Origin of the sequence: Oceanobacillus caeni (assembly GCF_019037185.1) — a bacterium.
Classification (GTDB): Bacteria; Bacillota; Bacilli; order Bacillales; family Amphibacillaceae; genus Oceanobacillus; species Oceanobacillus caeni.
In genome coordinates, this window is the sequence record NZ_JAHHXM010000004.1 from 41,417 (window position 1) to 59,806 (window position 18,390).

An 18,390-nucleotide genomic window follows, 5' to 3' on the forward strand; every position below is an offset into this window, starting at 1 on the left:
ATCGAATATGGTAGTTTAAGCTTAAGGAAAAGAGGGCGGATAATAGCCCTCTTTTTTGGTTTGTGTAGGGAGATAGAGCTCCTTGTTTCAAAGCGTGGCAGAAAAATTTTGTAACGAATTAACACATTTTGGGATATATAGCTGATTAGACTTTTTTAGAAGCTTGTTGGTAATCAACTGATAATTATCCTACATACGAAAGGAGGTAACTTGTGGATAAAGACAATATATATCAGGATTATGCGGACTTTATTTTTAGATATTTATTAACCCTGACAAATGATGAACATGCTGCCGAGGAATTAACGCAAGAGACGTTTTATCAAGCAATTAAGTCCATTGATAACTTTCATGATAATGGAAAGGCGAAATTTTCCACGTGGTTATGTGCCATCGCAAAAAATGTTTGGCTGCAAGAAGTTAATCGTACAAAGAAAAAGCACCAGCTTGTGAACTCACTGAGCGATGAAAGTACTTTATTTTATAATCTTGAAGAAGAATATTTTAGAAATGAAGACAAAATTAACTTTTTTAAAAAGGCACACCAGCTTAGTGAAACAAAACGTGAAATACTTTATCTCAGGTTATTAGGTGATTTATCTTTTAAGGAAATTGGCTCCATTTTCGGAGAAACAGAAAACTGGGCACGAGTAACATTTTATCGTGCCAAACAACAAATACGAAAGGGTGATACGAGTTATGAACCATGAAGTTTTTAAGGATTTAGTACCGAGCTATATGGAAAACTTAACGAGTGAAGAGACCAATAGACAAATGGAAAAACATATGGAGCAATGTGTGGATTGTCAAGAGTATGTAAAGGAAATGCAGGAAGACTTTCTGATAGAACGTACCAATGAACAAAAAGATCAGAAGAGGAATATCGATTATTTTAAAAAGATACGATCCAAAAATAGGAAAAAGATCTTCACCGTTGCAGGATCACTACTAGCGCTTTTTCTTATGATATCCATTGGTTATTATTTTCTATTTGTCCACATGTGGATAGCGGATGAAAATAACGTGCAAACAACTGTTCAAAAACAAAATAATATAGCTACGCTGAACTTTAAGTCAAAAAAGGACAACCGTTATCTTTTAGCTATGGAACAACAAGAGAATCAGGATTATACCGACTTGATTATTATTTATGAAAACTGGAATATCTTTGCGGATAAAAACTGGAATATCCACTCTGAGTTGGCCATTGCCCAACAAGGCGGAACTGACATTACGTATACTTTCTTAGATGAAAACACATTATTACTGCCAAATGGTAAGGAAAAGAAACTAACAGACGAAGACAAAATAACCATTCAATATAAAGACAGTACGGAAGAAATACGATTAAAGGATTTGTACCGTGCAGGGAGTAATCATTAAATAATGAAGGTTAGGCTATCGTGAAAGACTCATTCGGCCACTCATCCCATCGATGAGTGCCCTTTTTCTTTGGTTATTTCCGACTTCGGTCACTCATCCCATCCATGAGTGCCCATTACCTTTGGCTTTTTCCGACTTCGGTCACTCATCCCACCTATGAGTGCCCATTACCTTTGGTTATTTCCGACTTCGGTCACTCATCCCGTCGATGAGTGCCCATTACCTTTGGTTATTTCTGACTTCGGTCACTCATCCCATCGATGAGTGCCCATTACCTTTGGTTATTTCCGACTTCGGTCACTCATCCCATCGATGAGTGCCCTTTACCTTTGGTTATTTCTGACTTCGGTCACTCATCCCATCGATGAGTGCCCTTTTTCTTTGGTTATTTCCGACTTCGGTCACTCATCCCATCGATGAGTGCCCATTTCCTTTGGTTTTTCCCGGATCATTCACTTACCCCTCCCAATTGTACATTCTTATATAGTCGAAAGTGTACATGCTTATCTTGACTTCAGGAAAAACGAAGGAACGCAATCGTGGGACAGGCTATCACAGCTGAACCAAACGCTCAATCACTTTCCAAAATACTTTGACCCCAACCCACTGTGTATAATATAATATTACTGGTAATCAGAAAGAGGTGTACGTGATGATTGATCGTTTACAGACATTAGAAGATCGTTATAATAAGTTAAATGAACTTCTTAGCGATCCAGAAATCGTGAATGATACAAAGAAGCTTCGTGAATATTCGAAGGAACAGTCGGATTTGTCGGATGTTGTTCAAGCATACCGTGAGTATAAAGATATCGATAAACAATTAAAAGATGCAAAAGAAATGCTAGAAGAAGACTTGGATGATGAGATGTATGAAATGACAAAAGAAGAAATCCAGGAGCTTTCTACTGCAAAAGAAGAGTTAGAAGAAAAAATGAAAATCTTACTTCTTCCTAAAGACCCGAATGACGACAAGAACGTATTCATAGAAATTCGTGGTGCTGCAGGTGGGGATGAAGCTGCATTATTTGCTGGTGATCTTTATCGTATGTATTCTCGCTATGCGGAGAATCAAGGTTGGAAGATAGAGGTAATGGAGGCGCACACAACAGGTGTTGGTGGATATAAAGAAATTATCTTTATGGTTAACGGGAATGGTGCATATTCCAAATTGAAATTCGAAAACGGTGCACACCGTGTTCAGCGTGTTCCTGAAACGGAATCCGGTGGTAGAATTCATACTTCAACAGCAACAGTTGCGGTGTTACCGGAGGCTGAAGAGGTAGAGGTGGAAGTGCATGATAAAGATATTCGTGTGGATACATTTGCATCTAGTGGTCCCGGTGGGCAAAGTGTTAACACCACAATGTCAGCCGTTCGTTTAACACATATTCCAACAGGTATTGTTGTTTCGATTCAGGATGAAAAATCCCAAATCAAGAACAAAGAAAAAGCAATGAAGGTGTTACGTGCGAGAATCTATGATAAGTTCCAGCAAGAAGCCCAAGCTGAATATGATGAAACGAGAAAATCAGCAGTTGGTACGGGGGACCGTTCAGAACGCATTCGTACGTATAATTTCCCGCAAAACCGTGTAACCGATCACCGAATCGGATTAACGATTCAAAAATTGGACCAAATTTTAGAAGGAAAATTAGACGAATTTGTGGATGCCTTGCAAGTAGAAGAACAGGCGAAAAAGTTAGAGCAAATTGGTGAATAAGATGAGTGAAAAATTATACGAAGTCCAAAATTGGGCTTCTCTTTTTTTAGAAAACCATAATCGAGAACCAAGGGTTGCGGAAATATTAATTCAACATCATTTAAATATATCAAGAAGTCAATATTTCATGATGATGCAGGATGAAATTCCAGAAGAAAAAATAAAACGAATAAAAGTGGATATCCAAAGGCATGCAGAAACTGGAATTCCGGTCCAACATATAATCGGGTATGAGTGGTTTTATGGACGGAAATTTGCAGTGAATGAACATGTGCTGATCCCAAGACCGGAAACCGAAGAGCTTGTCGAGCATGTAATTAATAAAGTGAAAAACGAACCTTTAACAATTGCTGATATTGGAACGGGAAGTGGAATTATAGCAACCACTTTAAAATTAGAATTGCCGCAAACAACTATTTATGCATCGGATATTTCCGAGCAAGCTTTGGAAGTAGCGAGAAGAAATGCAGAAACATTATATGCGGAAGTAAACTTTTTAAAAGGAGATTTTCTACAGCCATTTGTGGAAGGGAACATCCATATTGACGTACTTGTATCCAATCCACCTTATATAGCGAAGTCGGAAGAAAAACTATTAGCGGATACGGTGAAAAACTTTGACCCGTCCCTAGCATTATTTGCCGAAGAAGAAGGACTTGCAGCTTATCGAACCATCATTGAACAAGCTAGACAAATTCCTAATCTGAAAAGGATGGTTTTTGAGATAGGACATGCACAGAGTACTGCTGTACATCAATTAATTCAAACAAACTTTTCTGAAAGTAAGATACAAATCATACAAGACATCAACGGAAAAGATCGAATCGTATCTGCATGCCTATAAAATGAAAAGAGGGGTGGCAAACCAAGTTAGGTTTGCCACCCTCTACATTATAATAATTTAACTGCCCGTTCTATATTTTCTGCTCTTGTAATCGCGGTAATAATGGACACACCGTCAGCCCCTGCCTCCATGACAGAAGCGGCGTTTTCTGTAGTAATTCCACCAATTCCGACGATTGGAAGACTTGGAAACTCTCTTCTTAATGTGGAAATCCACTTCAACCCAACAGCGGCTTTAGCGTCTGTTTTGGTTGATGTGTGAAAAATAGGCCCCGCGCCTATGTAGTCTACATAAGCAAGCGGACTGTTTTCAAGTTCATTTGCGTTAGAGACAGAAAGGCCAATCCATTTATTAGGAAAAACCCTTCTTAAATCCTGAGCAGATTGATCATCTTGTCCAACATGAATCCCATCCGCATCCAACAAGTCTACAAGCTCTACATCGTCATTGACGATAAACGGAATGCCTGCTTTATGGCAAACAGCTCGTAACTGTTTACCTAACTCAATTTTAGCTTCGCCTTTTAGAGAACCTTCTCCTTTCTCACGAAATTGAAAGGCGGTAATCCCAGCTTCAACTGCAGCTTCTAGTATTTCAACCGGATTTCTCGTGCAATTCTGACTGCCCATGATAAAATATTTCCGTAAACTTTTCTTGATGGAATCTGGCATTTTATTTATGCTCTCCTTTCTAGGTCTTCCGGTTCTAATGAAAGAGCATCGATAAAATTTGGTAAGAAGGTTCCAGGACCATGAACATCCGGACGAGAAGCAGCGTATTCCGCTGCTAATCCATAAAATTGTACGGCTGTTAATGCTTGTTCTAGAGTCGGATGATTTGTTGTTAGACAAGCTGTGATGATGGAACCGAGTAAACAACCAGCACCTGTTACTTTCGTTAAAAATGCATGCCCTGTTTCATTTTGAATGATTTGATTCCCATTACAGATGGTATCAATCTTTCCTGTAACAATAGCGGCTGTGCGATACATCTCAGCAACCTTTTGCGCAATCTCCTCCGTATTTCCATCATCGATTGATTCAACCCCTTTTGATTGCCAAGGAATGTGAGCAAGATTGGCAAGTTCTCCCGCATTTCCTTTAATCACCGTTGGCTGTACTTCGGCTAAGATTTGCTTCACAATGTCTGTTCGAAAGGCTGTTGCGGCAACACCAACTGGATCAAGCACGACTGGGATTCCTTTTTCATTCGCAGCTTTACCAGCGAGGATCATTGCTTTTACTTCCGCTTCTGTAATCGTTCCAATATTGATGAGAACCCCATCTGAAGCTTGAGCCATGTCATATGCTTCTACTTCGGATTTTGCCATGATAGGTGCTCCGCCAAATGCTAATAGGCCATTCGCAGTAAAATTCATGACAACTTGATTTGTCAAATGATGAATGAGTGGTGTTTTTTCTCGAATGTTTTGAATGATAACTGGATTCATTGCTTCACTTTCTCCTTCCTAATTGCCCAGTGATTCGTCGGTCCATGACCAGAACCTAAGGTAAAGGAGTCGGCAATTGCTGCTGTGACAAAATGTTTTCCAGCCTTTACCGCTTCATATAAATTTAATCCCTGACTTAAATAGGCAGTAATCGCAGCTGAATACGTACAACCCGTTCCGTGCGTATTCTTCGTGTCAATTCTCTCCGATGAAAATGTGTGAAGGCTTGAACCATCATAAAGAAAATCTGTTGCTTCTCCCTCCATATGCCCACCTTTGACTAAAGCGGCCCCGGCACCAAACCTCTCCACTAATACTACTGCAGCTTGCTTCATATCATCCGTTGAATCAATCTTTTCCCCTGTCAAAAATTCCGCTTCTGGAATATTCGGTGTCACAAGTGATGTGAAAGGTAAAAGGCGCTCACGTAAAAAGTCACGAGCCTTCGCTTCAATTAAAGCATCTCCACTTGTTGCAACCATAACGGGATCCATTACATATGGGGCACGGATTTGTGGGATCTTTTCCGCAATTACTTTCATCATATCTATGTTTGCAATCATTCCTGTCTTAAATGCAAGGATTGGTATATCCGAAATAACAGCATCTAGTTGTTGTTCAATCATTTCTAATGGTACGTGGTGAATTGCTTGTACTCCTGTTGTATTTTGGGCTATGACAGATGTGATGACAGACATGCCGTAGCTTTGTACTTCTTGGAATGTTTTTAAATCTGCCTGGATTCCAGCTCCACCACTAGGGTCTGTTCCAGCGATTGTGAGCGCTGTTGCAACTTTTTCCATTACTGTGTCACCGCCTTGTTACTAGGCCATTCCTCACATGTATAAGACATTTCCCAAAATGCTAATTCAAGTTGACAGCTTTTACGAAAGGCATCCTTCATCCGTAACTTCTCTTCCGTGGAAGCATTAGCTGCAAAAGCGTCTAATCGTTTCCGCATTTGCTCTGTCTCGTGACCGGATTCTGCGTAAAAGTGAATCCATTTATAGAAAGGATGGTCCTTCGTTGGCTGATATTTTTTTATTAATTCCTGTCCAATTTCCAAATACGTCCAAGGACAAGGCAATAATGCACTTAAGGTTTCACCTAAACTCCCCATATTAGCATGGTAGAGCATATGCTTAATATAATGATCTCCTGATGGTGGGAGTGGGTGACCTTGGAGATCTTCAAAACGAACTCCTATATAATCTGAGAAGTTTAGATGTGGCTGGACTTCATCATACAGTGTAAACTGAATTTGCTCATGAAAATATGCCATATCCTCTCGGTTTGTAGATTTGGAGAGTGCGATACTATACACCTGTACAAATGCATTTAAAAATTCAAAATCAGCTTTAATATAATGTTCAACCGCTTGTTTAGGAAGTTCCCCTTTTCCTATCCCTTGAACAAAAGGGTGATTAAAAATAAGTTGATAAATATCGTCGTTTTCTTTTCTTAATTCGTCTGTGAAAGTCATTGAAAAAGCCTCCTTGTTTTTGTTATGCAGAAAAAAATTTTAGCTCGTGTCCGTTTGTGGATCGTGTGCATTAATTCGTTAATCGTGCGAGTGAATTCGTTAGTCGCTCACTTAAATTCAGTAATCGTGTCAGTTAATCCGTTAATTGAGCACGTTAATTCGTTAATCATGAGCGTGAATCCATTAAATGAGCTCAATTATCCGTTAGTTTGTGTACCAAATATCAGCATTCGTACCTTAGTAGTTCATAGTCAAATCCGTATGATATTTTTAATCTTCATTCGTGATACGATAAACATACCGATGATCGCTCCGGTTGTACTGCTTACAATAAATGGCGGTACAAACGCTAGAGCACCAACCGAATTTCCCATAAAGATATAGGCAAATGGCACAGCGAAGAGTGCGCCGATAAATCCGCTACCAATACTTTCTCCAAGAGCTGCTAATGCATGTTTTCCTGACATTCTGTAAAAGTAAGCTGCCAAAAATGCACCAATCATGCTTCCGGGAAAAGCTAATAATGTTCCAAGGCCAAGTAGATTACGAAGCAGACTAATCATAAAAGCAATAATCACTGCTGGTCCCGGTCCAAGTGTCACAGCTGCGACAATATTAATGGCGTGCTGGACAGGATATGCTCTCGCAATGCCTGCCGGAAACCAGACAAGTTGAGATGTAAGTGTCCCCATTGCAATAAGCACAGCCATCGTAGTTAATAAACGTGTTCGATTCATCCCATTCCTCCCTAGATTACTAGAGGTAGTAAAAGCGTATATCCATTTTTACCCACCAAAAAAGCCAGATTCTTATTGAACCTGGCTTGATAAGCTGAAATAGGTGGACAAATGAAAATGGAAACGTCCGACTACTTCCCTCCGCTGGTATTATCCAGATCAGGTCCATAAGAGTCGGGAAGTGCTTGCTTCCCTCTCAGCCCACACCTTTTGGGCTCCCCTAGTAGTAAATTTTATATAAAATGAAGCACTTACAAACTAACCTTAACAAAAAAAGTTATTGTTGTCACTAGATTTAATCTAGAAGATTACCAATTTCCCCTGTTTGGAATGTATACCAGTAGAATTTATTGACAAAACTTTTAGTATAGCAAACTATTAATCGGAGGACTTTATATGAAAAAAAACATTTTAATAGGCATTGGTTTTCTTGTTTGTCTATTTATTTTTATACCAACAGTTCACGCGGATAGTGGACAGTTATACAAAGTTAATTCAGAAATAGTAGAGTTACGGAATGCACCAGACCAAAATGGAACTGTTCTAGCTGAACTAAAAAACGGTACAGAAGTTACTATTTTTCAGGAATCATATGGTTGGGGGAGTACATTTTATAATGGAGAACAAGCATGGGTCGCATTACATCAACTTGAAGCGGTGAATGAGACACAGGTAGAAGAGAAAGATGTTGAACAGCCGGAAGCAAAAGAATCGCAAAACCAAACGGCTGCACCTTTGGAAAAAGATACGGCGTCCAGTGATTCTGTAGAGAGTGGAAAATTGTACGAAGTGAAAGTACCTGCCTTAAGATTACGCACCTCCCCTGATAAAAATTCAACGATTATTATTGAATTAAACATGGGAACAGAAGTTACTATTTTTCAAGAATCATCTGGTTGGGGAAGAACATTTTATAATGGAAAAGAAGCATGGATGGCATTAGAATTCCTAGATGAAAAAAACAAATCTACAGAGTTCACGATGTCAGAGGTAAGTGAAGAAGCTGATCTGCAACAAACAACAGAAGTTACCGAAAGAGAAGAGTTAGAAGGAGAACTAGTCCCACCATATGAGGATGAAGAATTGGATGAAGAACGTGATGAAAAAGAAGAATCTGTTGTTGAAACGAGGGAACAGGAGGAAAACCAAGAAGCTCAAAGGAAGCAAAGTGACGGCAAGACTTTGTCTGGTTATCATTTTGTTATTGACCCAGGTCACGGTGGGAAAGATACCGGTGCGGTTCGAACAGAGGTATATGAAAAAACATTAACACTTTATACGGCGAAAAAAGTTGAAGAACAATTACATAATAAAGGAGCTTCCGTTACATTAACCAGGTCGGATGATACATTTATTCCATTGGAGGAACGGGTACAAATTAGTAACTCCACTAATACGGATGTATTTGTTAGTCTTCACTATAATGCATTTGAAGACCAATCTGTACGTGGAATCCATACCTTTTATTATGGTGGGGGTGAGAATCAGAAGCTTGCCGATACCGTTCATAAAGCACTGATCAATGATGTAAAGCTCCATGATCGTGGAACGAAACACGCTGATTTTAAAGTGTTAAAAGATAACAACCAATTGGCTATATTGCTTGAACTTGGTTTTATCAGTAACTCTGAAGAACGGAAGCTTGTCCAAACAGGTAAGTACCAAGAAAAAGCTGCCAAGGGGATTGTCGCTGGATTGGAAGACTATTTTAATTAGGTTTTGTAATTGGCAACAGATTATAAAAAAATTCTAATTAAATTAGTAGATTACTAGTTTAAAATACTTCCCTCCTGTCCATAATAGAATTAAGAGAACAGGGGAGGAAAATAAAGATGAAAAAATTATTATTTACCGCATTTATATTTATTATATTATTTTTTACTTTTCCAAACACAGGTACTAGTCAAGGGAAAGGAATAGATCAGGAGTATCAAGTGATTCCAGATGAAGCGATTCGTCTTCGTATTTTAGCAAATAGTGATGACGATAAGGATCAAGAATTAAAACGTAAAGTTAGGGATGAAGTAAACAAAGAAGTATCTAGCTGGGTTGAATATATGACAGATATTGAAGAAGCACGTCAATTAATTCAAAATAGATTGCCGGAAGTGGAAGAAATTGTAGCCAACGTAATAGAAGAAGAAGGATTTGAAAATGAATTCACGGTTGAATATGGCAAAAATGTAGAATTCCCAACAAAACTCTATGATTCTTACTTATATCCTGCGGGAAAATATGAAGCAATTTTAATTACCATTGGAGAAGGGAAAGGGGATAACTGGTGGTGCGTATTATTTCCACCGCTATGCTTCCTAGACTTCTCATTTGGAACGAGTGTGTCTGCAGCGGATGCAGAAGAGGCAGAAGAATTGGAATTAGAAGAAGAGCAGGAAGAAGAAGAAAAGGAAGTAAAATTTTTCTTATTTGAATGGTTAGGATGGTCATAGTTCCTCTATTTCGTGCATAGGATGATAGAAACAGAAAGAATCAATCTATTACATTTAATAGAAGGGGTGACGAACATGCATATTATACCGGCAAATGAAGTTTCAGATGTGATGTTAGAGGACTTTTTTAAGCGGAATGAAAATCTAGATAGGAATAGTTTAGTGGAAAAGGGATTCGTGGTAAAAATTAATTCCAAAATTGAAGGTTGTTTTATTTTAGATGAAATGGATGAAAAAGATGCTTATTGGTTAAAACAATTATATATTACAAGAACCGAAGCAAATAAATTACCAGTATTACTGGAATCTATTTTAACAATCGCAAAGTCTTTGAAAGCAAAAAGTGTTTATGTACACAGTCATCAACCAGTTGTGGATATATTATTGGAAGCGCTGCAATTCCATCCACAAAAAGATGCGAGTTTTGTGGACAAATATCCACTTAAAAAAGGAAGTTGGTGGACATATAACGTTTCTTAATAATGAAGATGGGGTTGTCCACTGATGGAAGTCAACTTTATAGGAAGAACGGACCGAATTGTATGGAAAATTTTAAAAACATATGCACACAATCCACAAGCTCTTGTGCATAACTTGTTAGAAAACTGTTGGCAATTCGACATATATGTGTATAAAACGACAAATGTAAGTGAAAAGAGTTTAAATGATGGGAAAGCCCTTGTGGATAATTTCTTCGTGCTTTATTATTTTCCCTCATTCCTCTAAAATATAGAAATAGAGAAAAGAGGGAACTAGTGATATGGAAACAAAACGATGGAATGTAACGATAAACGAGTCAATGGATAAGGATGCAATAGAGGAGGCTGCGGCGCTACTAAGATCGGGTGAAACAGTGGCTTTCCCTACTGAAACCGTATATGGTCTTGGTGCGGATGCGACGAACGAAAATGCGGTAGCAAAGATTTTTACAGCGAAAGGCCGTCCACAGGATAATCCACTAATTGCACATGTTGCGACAAAGGAACAATTAAAAAGACTTGTGGATAATATTCCACCATATGCTGAAAAGTTAATGGATCTTTTTTCACCAGGTCCAATAACATATATTTTACCAACAAATGGGACATGTGCGGAAAATGTCACGGCAGGATTATCCACAGTAGGAGTTCGAATTCCGGATCACCCTGTTGCTAGGGAGTTATTGAAAACATGTGATATCCCAATTGCAGCACCTAGTGCCAATGTTTCGGGAAAACCTAGTCCGACATTAGCGGATCACGTATGGGAAGATTTGCAAGGTAAAATATCCGGATTATTAGATGGCGGTGCGACTGGTGTAGGGGTAGAATCTACTGTCCTCGACTGTACACAAGTTATCCCCATTATCCTTAGACCAGGTGGAGTGACGAAAGAGCAATTAGAAGAAGTAGTCGGAACGGTAATAGTGGACCCATCCCTTGCGAATAAAAACGAAAAGCCAAAAGCACCGGGAATGAAGTATCGCCACTATTCCCCAGAAGTACCTATGTGGTTAGTCAAAGGATCTGTGGAAAAAATTCAACAGTTAATTAATGATGAGCGTGAAAAAGGGAAAAAAATAGGAGTGCTCGCTAGTTCACAAACATCTGCAAAACTTGAAGTTGAAGATAGCTATCCACTTGGGGATAACATCCATGAAATTGCTACTCATCTATATGATGGATTACGTAAATATAAACAGGGTGATGTTGACCTTATCATTTGTGAAGCTTTTTCCGATTCAGGGGTTGGTCAGGCGGTCATGAATCGATTACAAAAGGCAGCAACAGAATATATAGTAGAAGGAATTTGATAAGAGAATATAACTTCATATACCATCCACTCATATTCCCCCTAGGACATGCATATAGTTTACAAGCATGCTCTAGGGGGTTAATTTATGACTGGATCCTACATAGAAGAAATAATTTCCTTTCTTTTTATGGCATTTGCTTTAGGAATGGATGCTTTCTCGGTAAGTCTTGGATTGGGAATGCAAAAGTTGCGACTAAAACGAATTGCTTTAGTCGGACTAGCAATTGGAGTATTCCACATCATGATGCCATTAATCGGAATTATTTTAGGAAAATTTATATCTGGTGCGATTGGAAACTTTGCAGTACTAGCTGGGGGTGTGTTGTTACTAGGAATTGGGATTCAGATGATCATTAATGCCTTTATTCATGACTCTAAGCAAATGTTAGACCCTAAAGGATTTGGGTTATTAGCAATTGCTTTTACCGTGAGCTTGGATAGTTTTTCAGTTGGTTTAGGTTTAGGAATGTACGGTGCCAAAACTGCGATTGTTATCATCACTTTTGGTGTTATAAGTATGTTACTTACCTGGATTGGGCTCCTTTTAGGACGAAAAGTGCACGGATTTTTGGGAATATATAGTGAAATACTTGGTGGAAGTATTTTATGTGGGTTTGGTTTGAATTTATTAATAGGTTAAGGATTCTTGTTAAGGCAAGGGTCCTTTTCTCTTTAGAGGGTGTTCAAAAGGTCTCGTAAAAATGACATTCGATGTTTTTTCAATAGGAAATAATGGAAAATCTATTACTATCGCCCGTGTCCGAGCTCGGTTCTTTTTATCCTTTTTTTGAAAGCGCCTTTAGTTAGGTTTTTGACAAAAATTTGAACAATGTTGGATTAGAATGTGATATATTTGAATTATGAGATTGTGAAAAGGAGAACAAAATGGAGGTACCATTATGAAAATTTTATTTGTATGTACGGGAAATACATGTCGTAGTCCGATGGCAGAAGCCCTATTAAAAAATAAACTGCCAGAAGTCGAGGTGCAATCAGCAGGCATCTTTGCGGGTTATAATCAGCGAGCAAATGATAAGACAGTTCAAGTATTAAAAGAACATAATATTGATATAGATCATAAGTCTCAACCAGTGACAATACCATTGTTAACATGGGCGGATGTTGTGTTAACAATGACCTCACAGCATAAACAATCTTTGATTATGGATTTTCCAAATCAACAAGAAAAGTATTATACGCTAAAGGAATTTGTACTTGATTCCGATAAAAGAGTATGGGATGAATTGAAAAAGGCGTATGCGGTCTTAGAAGAGAAACGTTTGCAAATCAAACAGCAAAATAGCAAACTACCAGAGTATGAATTAGAAATTTTAACGGATCAACTATTACAAGAAGATATTGCAACGATTCGCAGCTTGGAAGCTAGCTTAATTAATTACGATATATCGGATCCGTTCGGTGGAAGTTTGACCATTTACCAAAATACTTTAAAGGAACTAGATCAATATATTGACCTACTAATTCAGAAGATAAAACAATAATCGGGGGAGCAACTTATGAGGAGAAAGTATCGCTTTAGTTTACGCTTGAAATTGGTTTTATTCATTACGATATTAGCTATGATTACGTATGGAACAAGTGCCTTTTTCATTTATATTTTATATGACTATGTACGAATGTATATACAGATACCGTTGCATTGGTATACCATTCTCACCTTATTTGGTGGAGTATTTTGGTCTGGTCTTTTAGCCTTTTTTGCAGCCTTTCTTATTACAAAACCATTGGAAAAGTTGTCAGAAATCGCCTCAGAGGCAGCGAACGGAAATTTAAATCAGGAAGTTCCCATTCCAAGCTCAGATGATGAAATCAGGGATCTAAGTGTTTCTGTGAATACGATGCTTAAAAATCTAAACCAAATCGTTCTTGATATTAATAAAAACTTTCAATATACAAACGAAGCGGTATTACTAATGAAAGAGACCTCCAATCAATCCACTGAGCATTCTCAAGCAATTAGTACGGCTATAGATGAGATTTCTAGTGGAGCGGAGCAATCAGCTGGGGCGATTCAAAGTACGGCAGAGTCTGTGGAAATGGCTACGGATTTGGCTGCGAAGGTTCAAGATAAGGCTAAACAATCTAAAGAAAAATCAATTACAATGCTACAAACATTAAAGGAAAGTAAACTTGTTTTTCACCAATTAGTAGATGGGATTAATCTACTGGCAACTGAACAAGTTGCTTCATTAAAAGATGTTGAACATTTGCAGCGAAATGCAAAACAAGTAGAATCTATTGTTTCTATGGTTGGAGAAATCGCTGGGCAGACAAATCTGCTTGCACTAAATGCATCGATTGAAGCGGCTAGGGCTGGCGAGCATGGTCGGGGCTTTTCAGTTGTTGCAGAGGAAATTCGCAAGTTAGCAGACGAAAGTGCGAAGGCGGTAGAAAACATTTCTAGCTTAATTTCTTCTATTCAACGTGATGTTCAACTTGTTGTAAATAAGATCAATGGGAATGTTGAAGTTGCGAAGAAAGAATCAAATAATGGGAAAAAGACCAATGAAGCGATTAGTCAAATGGAAGAATCCGTTAATGACGTTGCGGAGGAAATTGGTAACATATCGGGATTAGTAGATAATCAATTACAGCTAATCCAAAATACAGTTAGACAATCACAAGAAGTTGCGGCGATTGCCGAAGAAACTTCGGCAGGAGCAGAAGAAGTTAATGCTGCCGTACAAGAACAATCTGCTATAATAGATAAAGTAGAACAATTGTCTTATAATATAGAAGTGCATGCGCAACAATTAAATCAACAAATACATCAATTTCAAGTGAAAGAGGATGTTTAAAAAGTCCGGTAAAAATGAGGCTGTTTCAAGGCTAGACCTTGGGACAGCCTCATTATAAAATGAATTTTAAAATAGTGGAGAGGTGAACGATGTGGGGAATGACATTCAAAACATTCAACAAAATATAAGTGAAATTGTTCAGGAATGGGTAGAGAGTGGACATCTTCATGATGGAGATATCTTTGTCATTGGTTGTTCAACGAGTGAAGTTGCTGGGAAACATATAGGAACTTCTGGTAGTGAGGAAATAGCAAGTGCTATTTTTACAGGAATGAAGGAGTTGAAGGAAAAAACCGGAGTTTCGTTGGCCTTTCAATGTTGTGAGCATTTAAATCGTGCCCTTGTGGTAGAACGGAAAACATTACAAGCCTCTAATTTGGAAGAAGTTGCTGTTGTCCCAGTACCAAAAGCAGGTGGCTCTATGGCTGCATTTGCCTTTAAACATATGGATGATCCTGTCGTTGTCGAACAAATTACAGCAAATACGGGAATCGATATTGGGGAAACGATGATTGGAATGCATCTGAAACATGTTGCGGTTCCATTACGTTTAAAACAACGCTTTATTGGTGAAGCGAGGGTTACGGCAGCATATTCAAGACCAAAATTAATTGGTGGAATCCGGGCAAATTATGAGAATACAAGAGTAAAATAAAAAGGAAATACTGTTTTTTCGTGGTTAATGTGCGGATTTTTATGAAATGGATGAATCGTCATTGTCTATATTATAAAATTACTATTTAAAAATCGAACAATACACGTTACAATAGAAACATAATTTTTAAAAAAGTGAATGATGGAAAAAATCTCACTAGGAGGCTAAAGAAATGGACCAGGTAATCAAGCACGATCCGGAATTATATCAAGCGATTAAAGATGAAGGGCAACGTCAAAAAGATAAAATTGAACTAATTGCATCAGAAAACTTTGTATCGGAAGCTGTAATGGAAGCGATGGGTACAGTTTTAACGAATAAATACGCGGAAGGTTACCCAGGAAAAAGATATTATGGTGGTTGTGAATTCGTAGACGTTGCAGAAGACATCGCACGTGACAGAGCCAAAAAATTATTCGGTGCTGAACATGCTAACGTGCAACCACATTCAGGTTCGCAAGCAAATATGGGTGTATACTTCGCTGTTTTGGAACCAGGTGATACAGTTCTAGGTATGAATTTAAACCATGGTGGTCACTTAACACATGGAAGCCCTGTTAATTTTAGTGGAAAACTTTACAATTTTGAGGAATACGGTGTAGACAAAGAAACAGAACAAATTGATTACGATGCGCTTTTAGAAAAAGCAAAAGAAGTGAAACCGAAATTAATCATTGCTGGTGCAAGTGCATATTCTCGTATCATTGATTTTAAAAAGTTCCGCGAAATTGCAGATGAAGTTGGAGCATATTTAATGGTGGATATGGCACACATTGCTGGATTAGTTGCAGCAGATCTTCATCCCAACCCAGTACCATATGCTGATTTCGTAACGACAACAACTCATAAAACATTACGCGGACCACGTGGTGGTATGATTTTATGTAAAGAAAAATATGCAAAAATGATTGATAAATCCATTTTCCCTGGTATTCAAGGTGGACCATTAATGCATATCATTGCGGCGAAAGCGGTATGCTTTAAAGAGGCTTTATCAGATGAATTCAAGGAATATGCTGGACAAATCATTAAAAATGCTAAAGCGTTCAGTGATGCATTTATCGAAGAAGGATTACGTATTGTTTCAGGTGGAACCGACAACCATTTATTATTAGTTGATGTGACTCCACTTGGGCTTACAGGAAAAGAAGCGGAACACATTCTTGATGAAATTGGAATTACAACAAATAAAAACACGATCCCATTTGACACAAACAGTCCGTTCGTAACTAGTGGTGTTCGTATGGGTACTGCTGCAGTTACTTCTCGTGGATTCGGCGAAGAAGAAATGAAAGAAGTAGCAGCTATTATTGCGAAAACATTGAAAAATCATGAAGATGAAGCTGTATTAAATGAAGCGAGAGAACGTGTGAATGCTATAACAGCTAATTTTCCATTGTACGAAAAATAATTGATTTGAAAGATGTTCCTTAACATGTTGGGGAGCATCTTTTTTTGGTTATATACTTATGGGATGCCGGTGTGTAGTGAAATTACTGATATCGAGTGCGGGAACCGCTGATAAGAGTAGTGTGATTGCTGATATTTGAAGTGTGAATACCAATTCAAGCTAGCGAACCTAATTAACCTTAGAAAAAATACTGAAAAAATACTCTTTTCGACATTATTCCGCAAAGCTTGAATCCCTATCATTTTTTAAGTACAATTTGATAGAATGAAAATTGAAGGAGTGAACGGAAAGTATGGGCAATGTATTCGTTTTGGATCATCCATTAATTCAACATAAATTAACGTATATTCGAAATAAAAACACTGGTACAAAGGAATTTAGAGAGCTTGTTGATGAAGTTGCAATGTTAATGGCTTTTGAAATTACAAGAGACCTACCATTAGAAGAAGTAGATGTAGACACACCAGTTATGAATGCAAAAGCGAAGATACTAGCTGGGAAAAAGATTGGACTTGTCCCCATTTTACGTGCAGGATTAGGAATGGTTGATGGAATGCGTAAACTAATCCCAGCGGCAAAAGTAGGACATGTTGGACTGTATCGCGACCCAGAAACATTGCAACCTGTAGAGTATTACATTAAATTGCCTTCTGATATTGAAGAACGTGAACTAATTGTAATTGATCCAATGCTTGCCACAGGTGGTTCAGCAAACGATGCTATCCACTCATTGAAAAAACGCGGAGCAAAAAATATTCGTCTTATGTGCATAGTAGCAGCCCCTGAAGGTGTAGAAGTGATTAAGAAAGAGCATCCGGATGTAGATATTTACTTAGCAGCATTAGATGAAGGACTTGATGATCACGGTTATATCGTGCCAGGACTTGGTGACGCAGGAGATAGGTTGTTCGGAACAAAATAAAAAACATGAAAAAAGCTGTTATGTAAGTAGCAGCTTTTTCTGTAGCCGATATATTCAGACTGTTTAGTAAACATTGCAATATAGTGTATAGGGTTATATAATTAAAACAATACTAAACCAAAAAAGTTGGGGGTAATAAAATGCATATTAGATCTTCAGCTAATCTTAAAGAAAATTACAAACAAATTTCAGAATTAGCTCATCAAAAGGCTGAACCAATATACATTACAGACAATGGAGAAGAAGACCTTGTGTTAATGAGTGTAGACGCGTTTGAGAAAAGAAAAGCCATAATTGAATTAAAGGAAAAATTATTAATTGCGGAGGAACAACGTTTATCTGGAGAACCATCCATACCACTTCACATTGCCAAAAATAGAATAAAGGAAAAGATAGATGAAAAGTTACAAAGTTGAGCTATCGCTTGAGGCGAATAGAGATTTAGATGCTATATTTGATTATATTTTGCTTCATAACTCTCAGGCTGCGTATGAGATGTTAAATAAGATTTTTAGTTCGTTGGAGCAACTTTCTCACTTCCCTGAATTGGGTGCAGAGGTAAGGGGGCTTGAACTAAGTACTTACCAATTTAGAATGTTAGTTATAAAACCATATTTGGCATTCTATAGGATTTTTGATAATAAGGTATATGTATATCGTGTATTACATGCATCTCAAGATTATATTAGTATCTTCACCTCAAACTAAACAAACAAAATCCA

21 protein-coding genes and 1 riboswitch are annotated in these 18,390 nt (G+C 37.9%); of the genes, 16 read left to right on the plus strand and 5 right to left on the minus strand.

Features of this window, described 5'->3' with window-relative positions:
* The first annotated feature begins 212 nt into the window (after positions 1-212).
* The 4 genes from KM885_RS03755 to prmC all read left to right on the plus strand — a co-directional run bounded on the left by KM885_RS03755 (position 213) and on the right by prmC (position 3,950).
* Positions 213-710, plus strand: coding sequence for an RNA polymerase sigma factor (locus KM885_RS03755; RefSeq protein ID WP_047186694.1), 498 nt, complete (start codon positions 213-215; stop codon positions 708-710).
* Positions 700-1,383 carry a zf-HC2 domain-containing protein gene (locus KM885_RS03760; protein WP_216883542.1) on the plus strand — a complete coding sequence of 228 codons (684 nt, stop codon included), beginning with the start codon at positions 700-702 and terminating at the stop codon, positions 1,381-1,383. The genes KM885_RS03755 and KM885_RS03760 overlap by 11 nt, the downstream gene beginning before the upstream one ends.
* Before the next feature lie 652 nt (positions 1,384-2,035).
* Entirely contained in the window at positions 2,036-3,106 is a 1,071-nt protein-coding gene (gene prfA, locus KM885_RS03765; RefSeq protein ID WP_047186696.1) for a peptide chain release factor 1, read from the plus strand.
* 1 nt (position 3,107) lies between these two features.
* Positions 3,108-3,950: a peptide chain release factor N(5)-glutamine methyltransferase gene (gene prmC / locus KM885_RS03770; RefSeq protein WP_216883543.1), complete on the plus strand. Its 843-nt coding sequence runs from the start codon at positions 3,108-3,110 to the stop codon at positions 3,948-3,950.
* A gap of 47 nt (positions 3,951-3,997) precedes the next feature.
* Here the strand turns inward: prmC and thiE are convergent, their stop codons facing one another.
* From thiE to thiW, 5 genes are all read right to left on the minus strand, one after another.
* On the minus strand, positions 3,998-4,621 hold the full coding sequence (gene thiE / locus KM885_RS03775; protein WP_204797988.1) for a thiamine phosphate synthase: 624 nt from the start codon (positions 4,619-4,621) through the stop codon (positions 3,998-4,000).
* Between the two features lie 5 nt (positions 4,622-4,626).
* Positions 4,627-5,400 (minus strand): hydroxyethylthiazole kinase, encoded by a 774-nt coding sequence (thiM, locus tag KM885_RS03780; protein ID WP_216883544.1) that lies wholly within the window; start codon positions 5,398-5,400, stop codon positions 4,627-4,629.
* On the minus strand, positions 5,397-6,203 hold the full coding sequence (gene thiD / locus KM885_RS03785; protein ID WP_216883545.1) for a bifunctional hydroxymethylpyrimidine kinase/phosphomethylpyrimidine kinase: 807 nt from the start codon (positions 6,201-6,203) through the stop codon (positions 5,397-5,399). The genes thiM and thiD overlap by 4 nt, the downstream gene beginning before the upstream one ends.
* Positions 6,203-6,883: a thiaminase II gene (gene tenA / locus KM885_RS03790; protein ID WP_060668178.1), complete on the minus strand. Its 681-nt coding sequence runs from the start codon at positions 6,881-6,883 to the stop codon at positions 6,203-6,205. Before tenA ends, thiD begins: the two co-directional genes overlap by 1 nt.
* Positions 6,884-7,134: 251 nt before the next feature.
* Entirely contained in the window at positions 7,135-7,620 is a 486-nt protein-coding gene (thiW, locus tag KM885_RS03795) for an energy coupling factor transporter S component ThiW (protein WP_047186702.1), read from the minus strand.
* A gap of 119 nt (positions 7,621-7,739) precedes the next feature.
* Positions 7,740-7,852: riboswitch (TPP riboswitch) on the minus strand.
* A 164-nt stretch (positions 7,853-8,016) separates the two neighbouring features.
* Between thiW and KM885_RS03800 the strand changes: the two genes are divergently transcribed.
* The 12 genes from KM885_RS03800 (at position 8,017) to KM885_RS03855 (ending at position 18,376) form a co-directional block, all read left to right on the plus strand.
* On the plus strand, positions 8,017-9,336 hold the full coding sequence (locus KM885_RS03800; protein WP_052771794.1) for an N-acetylmuramoyl-L-alanine amidase family protein: 1,320 nt from the start codon (positions 8,017-8,019) through the stop codon (positions 9,334-9,336).
* 116 nt (positions 9,337-9,452) lie between these two features.
* Complete coding sequence (gene spoIIR, locus KM885_RS03805) at positions 9,453-10,067, plus strand: stage II sporulation protein R (protein ID WP_047186703.1); 615 nt, start codon at positions 9,453-9,455, stop codon at positions 10,065-10,067.
* Positions 10,068-10,142: 75 nt separating this feature from the next.
* Positions 10,143-10,547, plus strand: coding sequence for a hypothetical protein (locus KM885_RS03810; RefSeq protein WP_145523402.1), 405 nt, complete (start codon positions 10,143-10,145; stop codon positions 10,545-10,547).
* A gap of 280 nt (positions 10,548-10,827) precedes the next feature.
* Complete coding sequence (locus KM885_RS03815; protein ID WP_204797992.1) at positions 10,828-11,859, plus strand: L-threonylcarbamoyladenylate synthase; 1,032 nt, start codon at positions 10,828-10,830, stop codon at positions 11,857-11,859.
* An 87-nt stretch (positions 11,860-11,946) separates the two neighbouring features.
* Entirely contained in the window at positions 11,947-12,501 is a 555-nt protein-coding gene (locus KM885_RS03820) for a manganese efflux pump MntP (protein WP_204797993.1), read from the plus strand.
* A gap of 259 nt (positions 12,502-12,760) precedes the next feature.
* The gene (locus KM885_RS03825; protein WP_047186708.1) at positions 12,761-13,363 is read left to right on the plus strand and encodes a low molecular weight protein arginine phosphatase; all 603 of its coding nucleotides are present in this window, start codon (positions 12,761-12,763) and stop codon (positions 13,361-13,363) included.
* Between the two features lie 15 nt (positions 13,364-13,378).
* Positions 13,379-14,680, plus strand: coding sequence for a methyl-accepting chemotaxis protein (locus tag KM885_RS03830; protein ID WP_060668174.1), 1,302 nt, complete (start codon positions 13,379-13,381; stop codon positions 14,678-14,680).
* 103 nt (positions 14,681-14,783) lie between these two features.
* Entirely contained in the window at positions 14,784-15,335 is a 552-nt protein-coding gene (locus KM885_RS03835) for a TIGR01440 family protein (protein WP_216883598.1), read from the plus strand.
* A gap of 172 nt (positions 15,336-15,507) precedes the next feature.
* Entirely contained in the window at positions 15,508-16,746 is a 1,239-nt protein-coding gene (locus tag KM885_RS03840; protein ID WP_047186710.1) for a serine hydroxymethyltransferase, read from the plus strand.
* A 292-nt stretch (positions 16,747-17,038) separates the two neighbouring features.
* Positions 17,039-17,668 (plus strand): uracil phosphoribosyltransferase, encoded by a 630-nt coding sequence (gene upp / locus KM885_RS03845; protein WP_047186711.1) that lies wholly within the window; start codon positions 17,039-17,041, stop codon positions 17,666-17,668.
* A gap of 140 nt (positions 17,669-17,808) precedes the next feature.
* Positions 17,809-18,084 carry a type II toxin-antitoxin system Phd/YefM family antitoxin gene (locus KM885_RS03850; protein ID WP_047186712.1) on the plus strand — a complete coding sequence of 92 codons (276 nt, stop codon included), beginning with the start codon at positions 17,809-17,811 and terminating at the stop codon, positions 18,082-18,084.
* Positions 18,065-18,376 (plus strand): type II toxin-antitoxin system RelE/ParE family toxin, encoded by a 312-nt coding sequence (locus tag KM885_RS03855; protein WP_047186713.1) that lies wholly within the window; start codon positions 18,065-18,067, stop codon positions 18,374-18,376. Before KM885_RS03850 ends, KM885_RS03855 begins: the two co-directional genes overlap by 20 nt.
* The last annotated feature ends 14 nt before the right edge of the window (positions 18,377-18,390 follow it).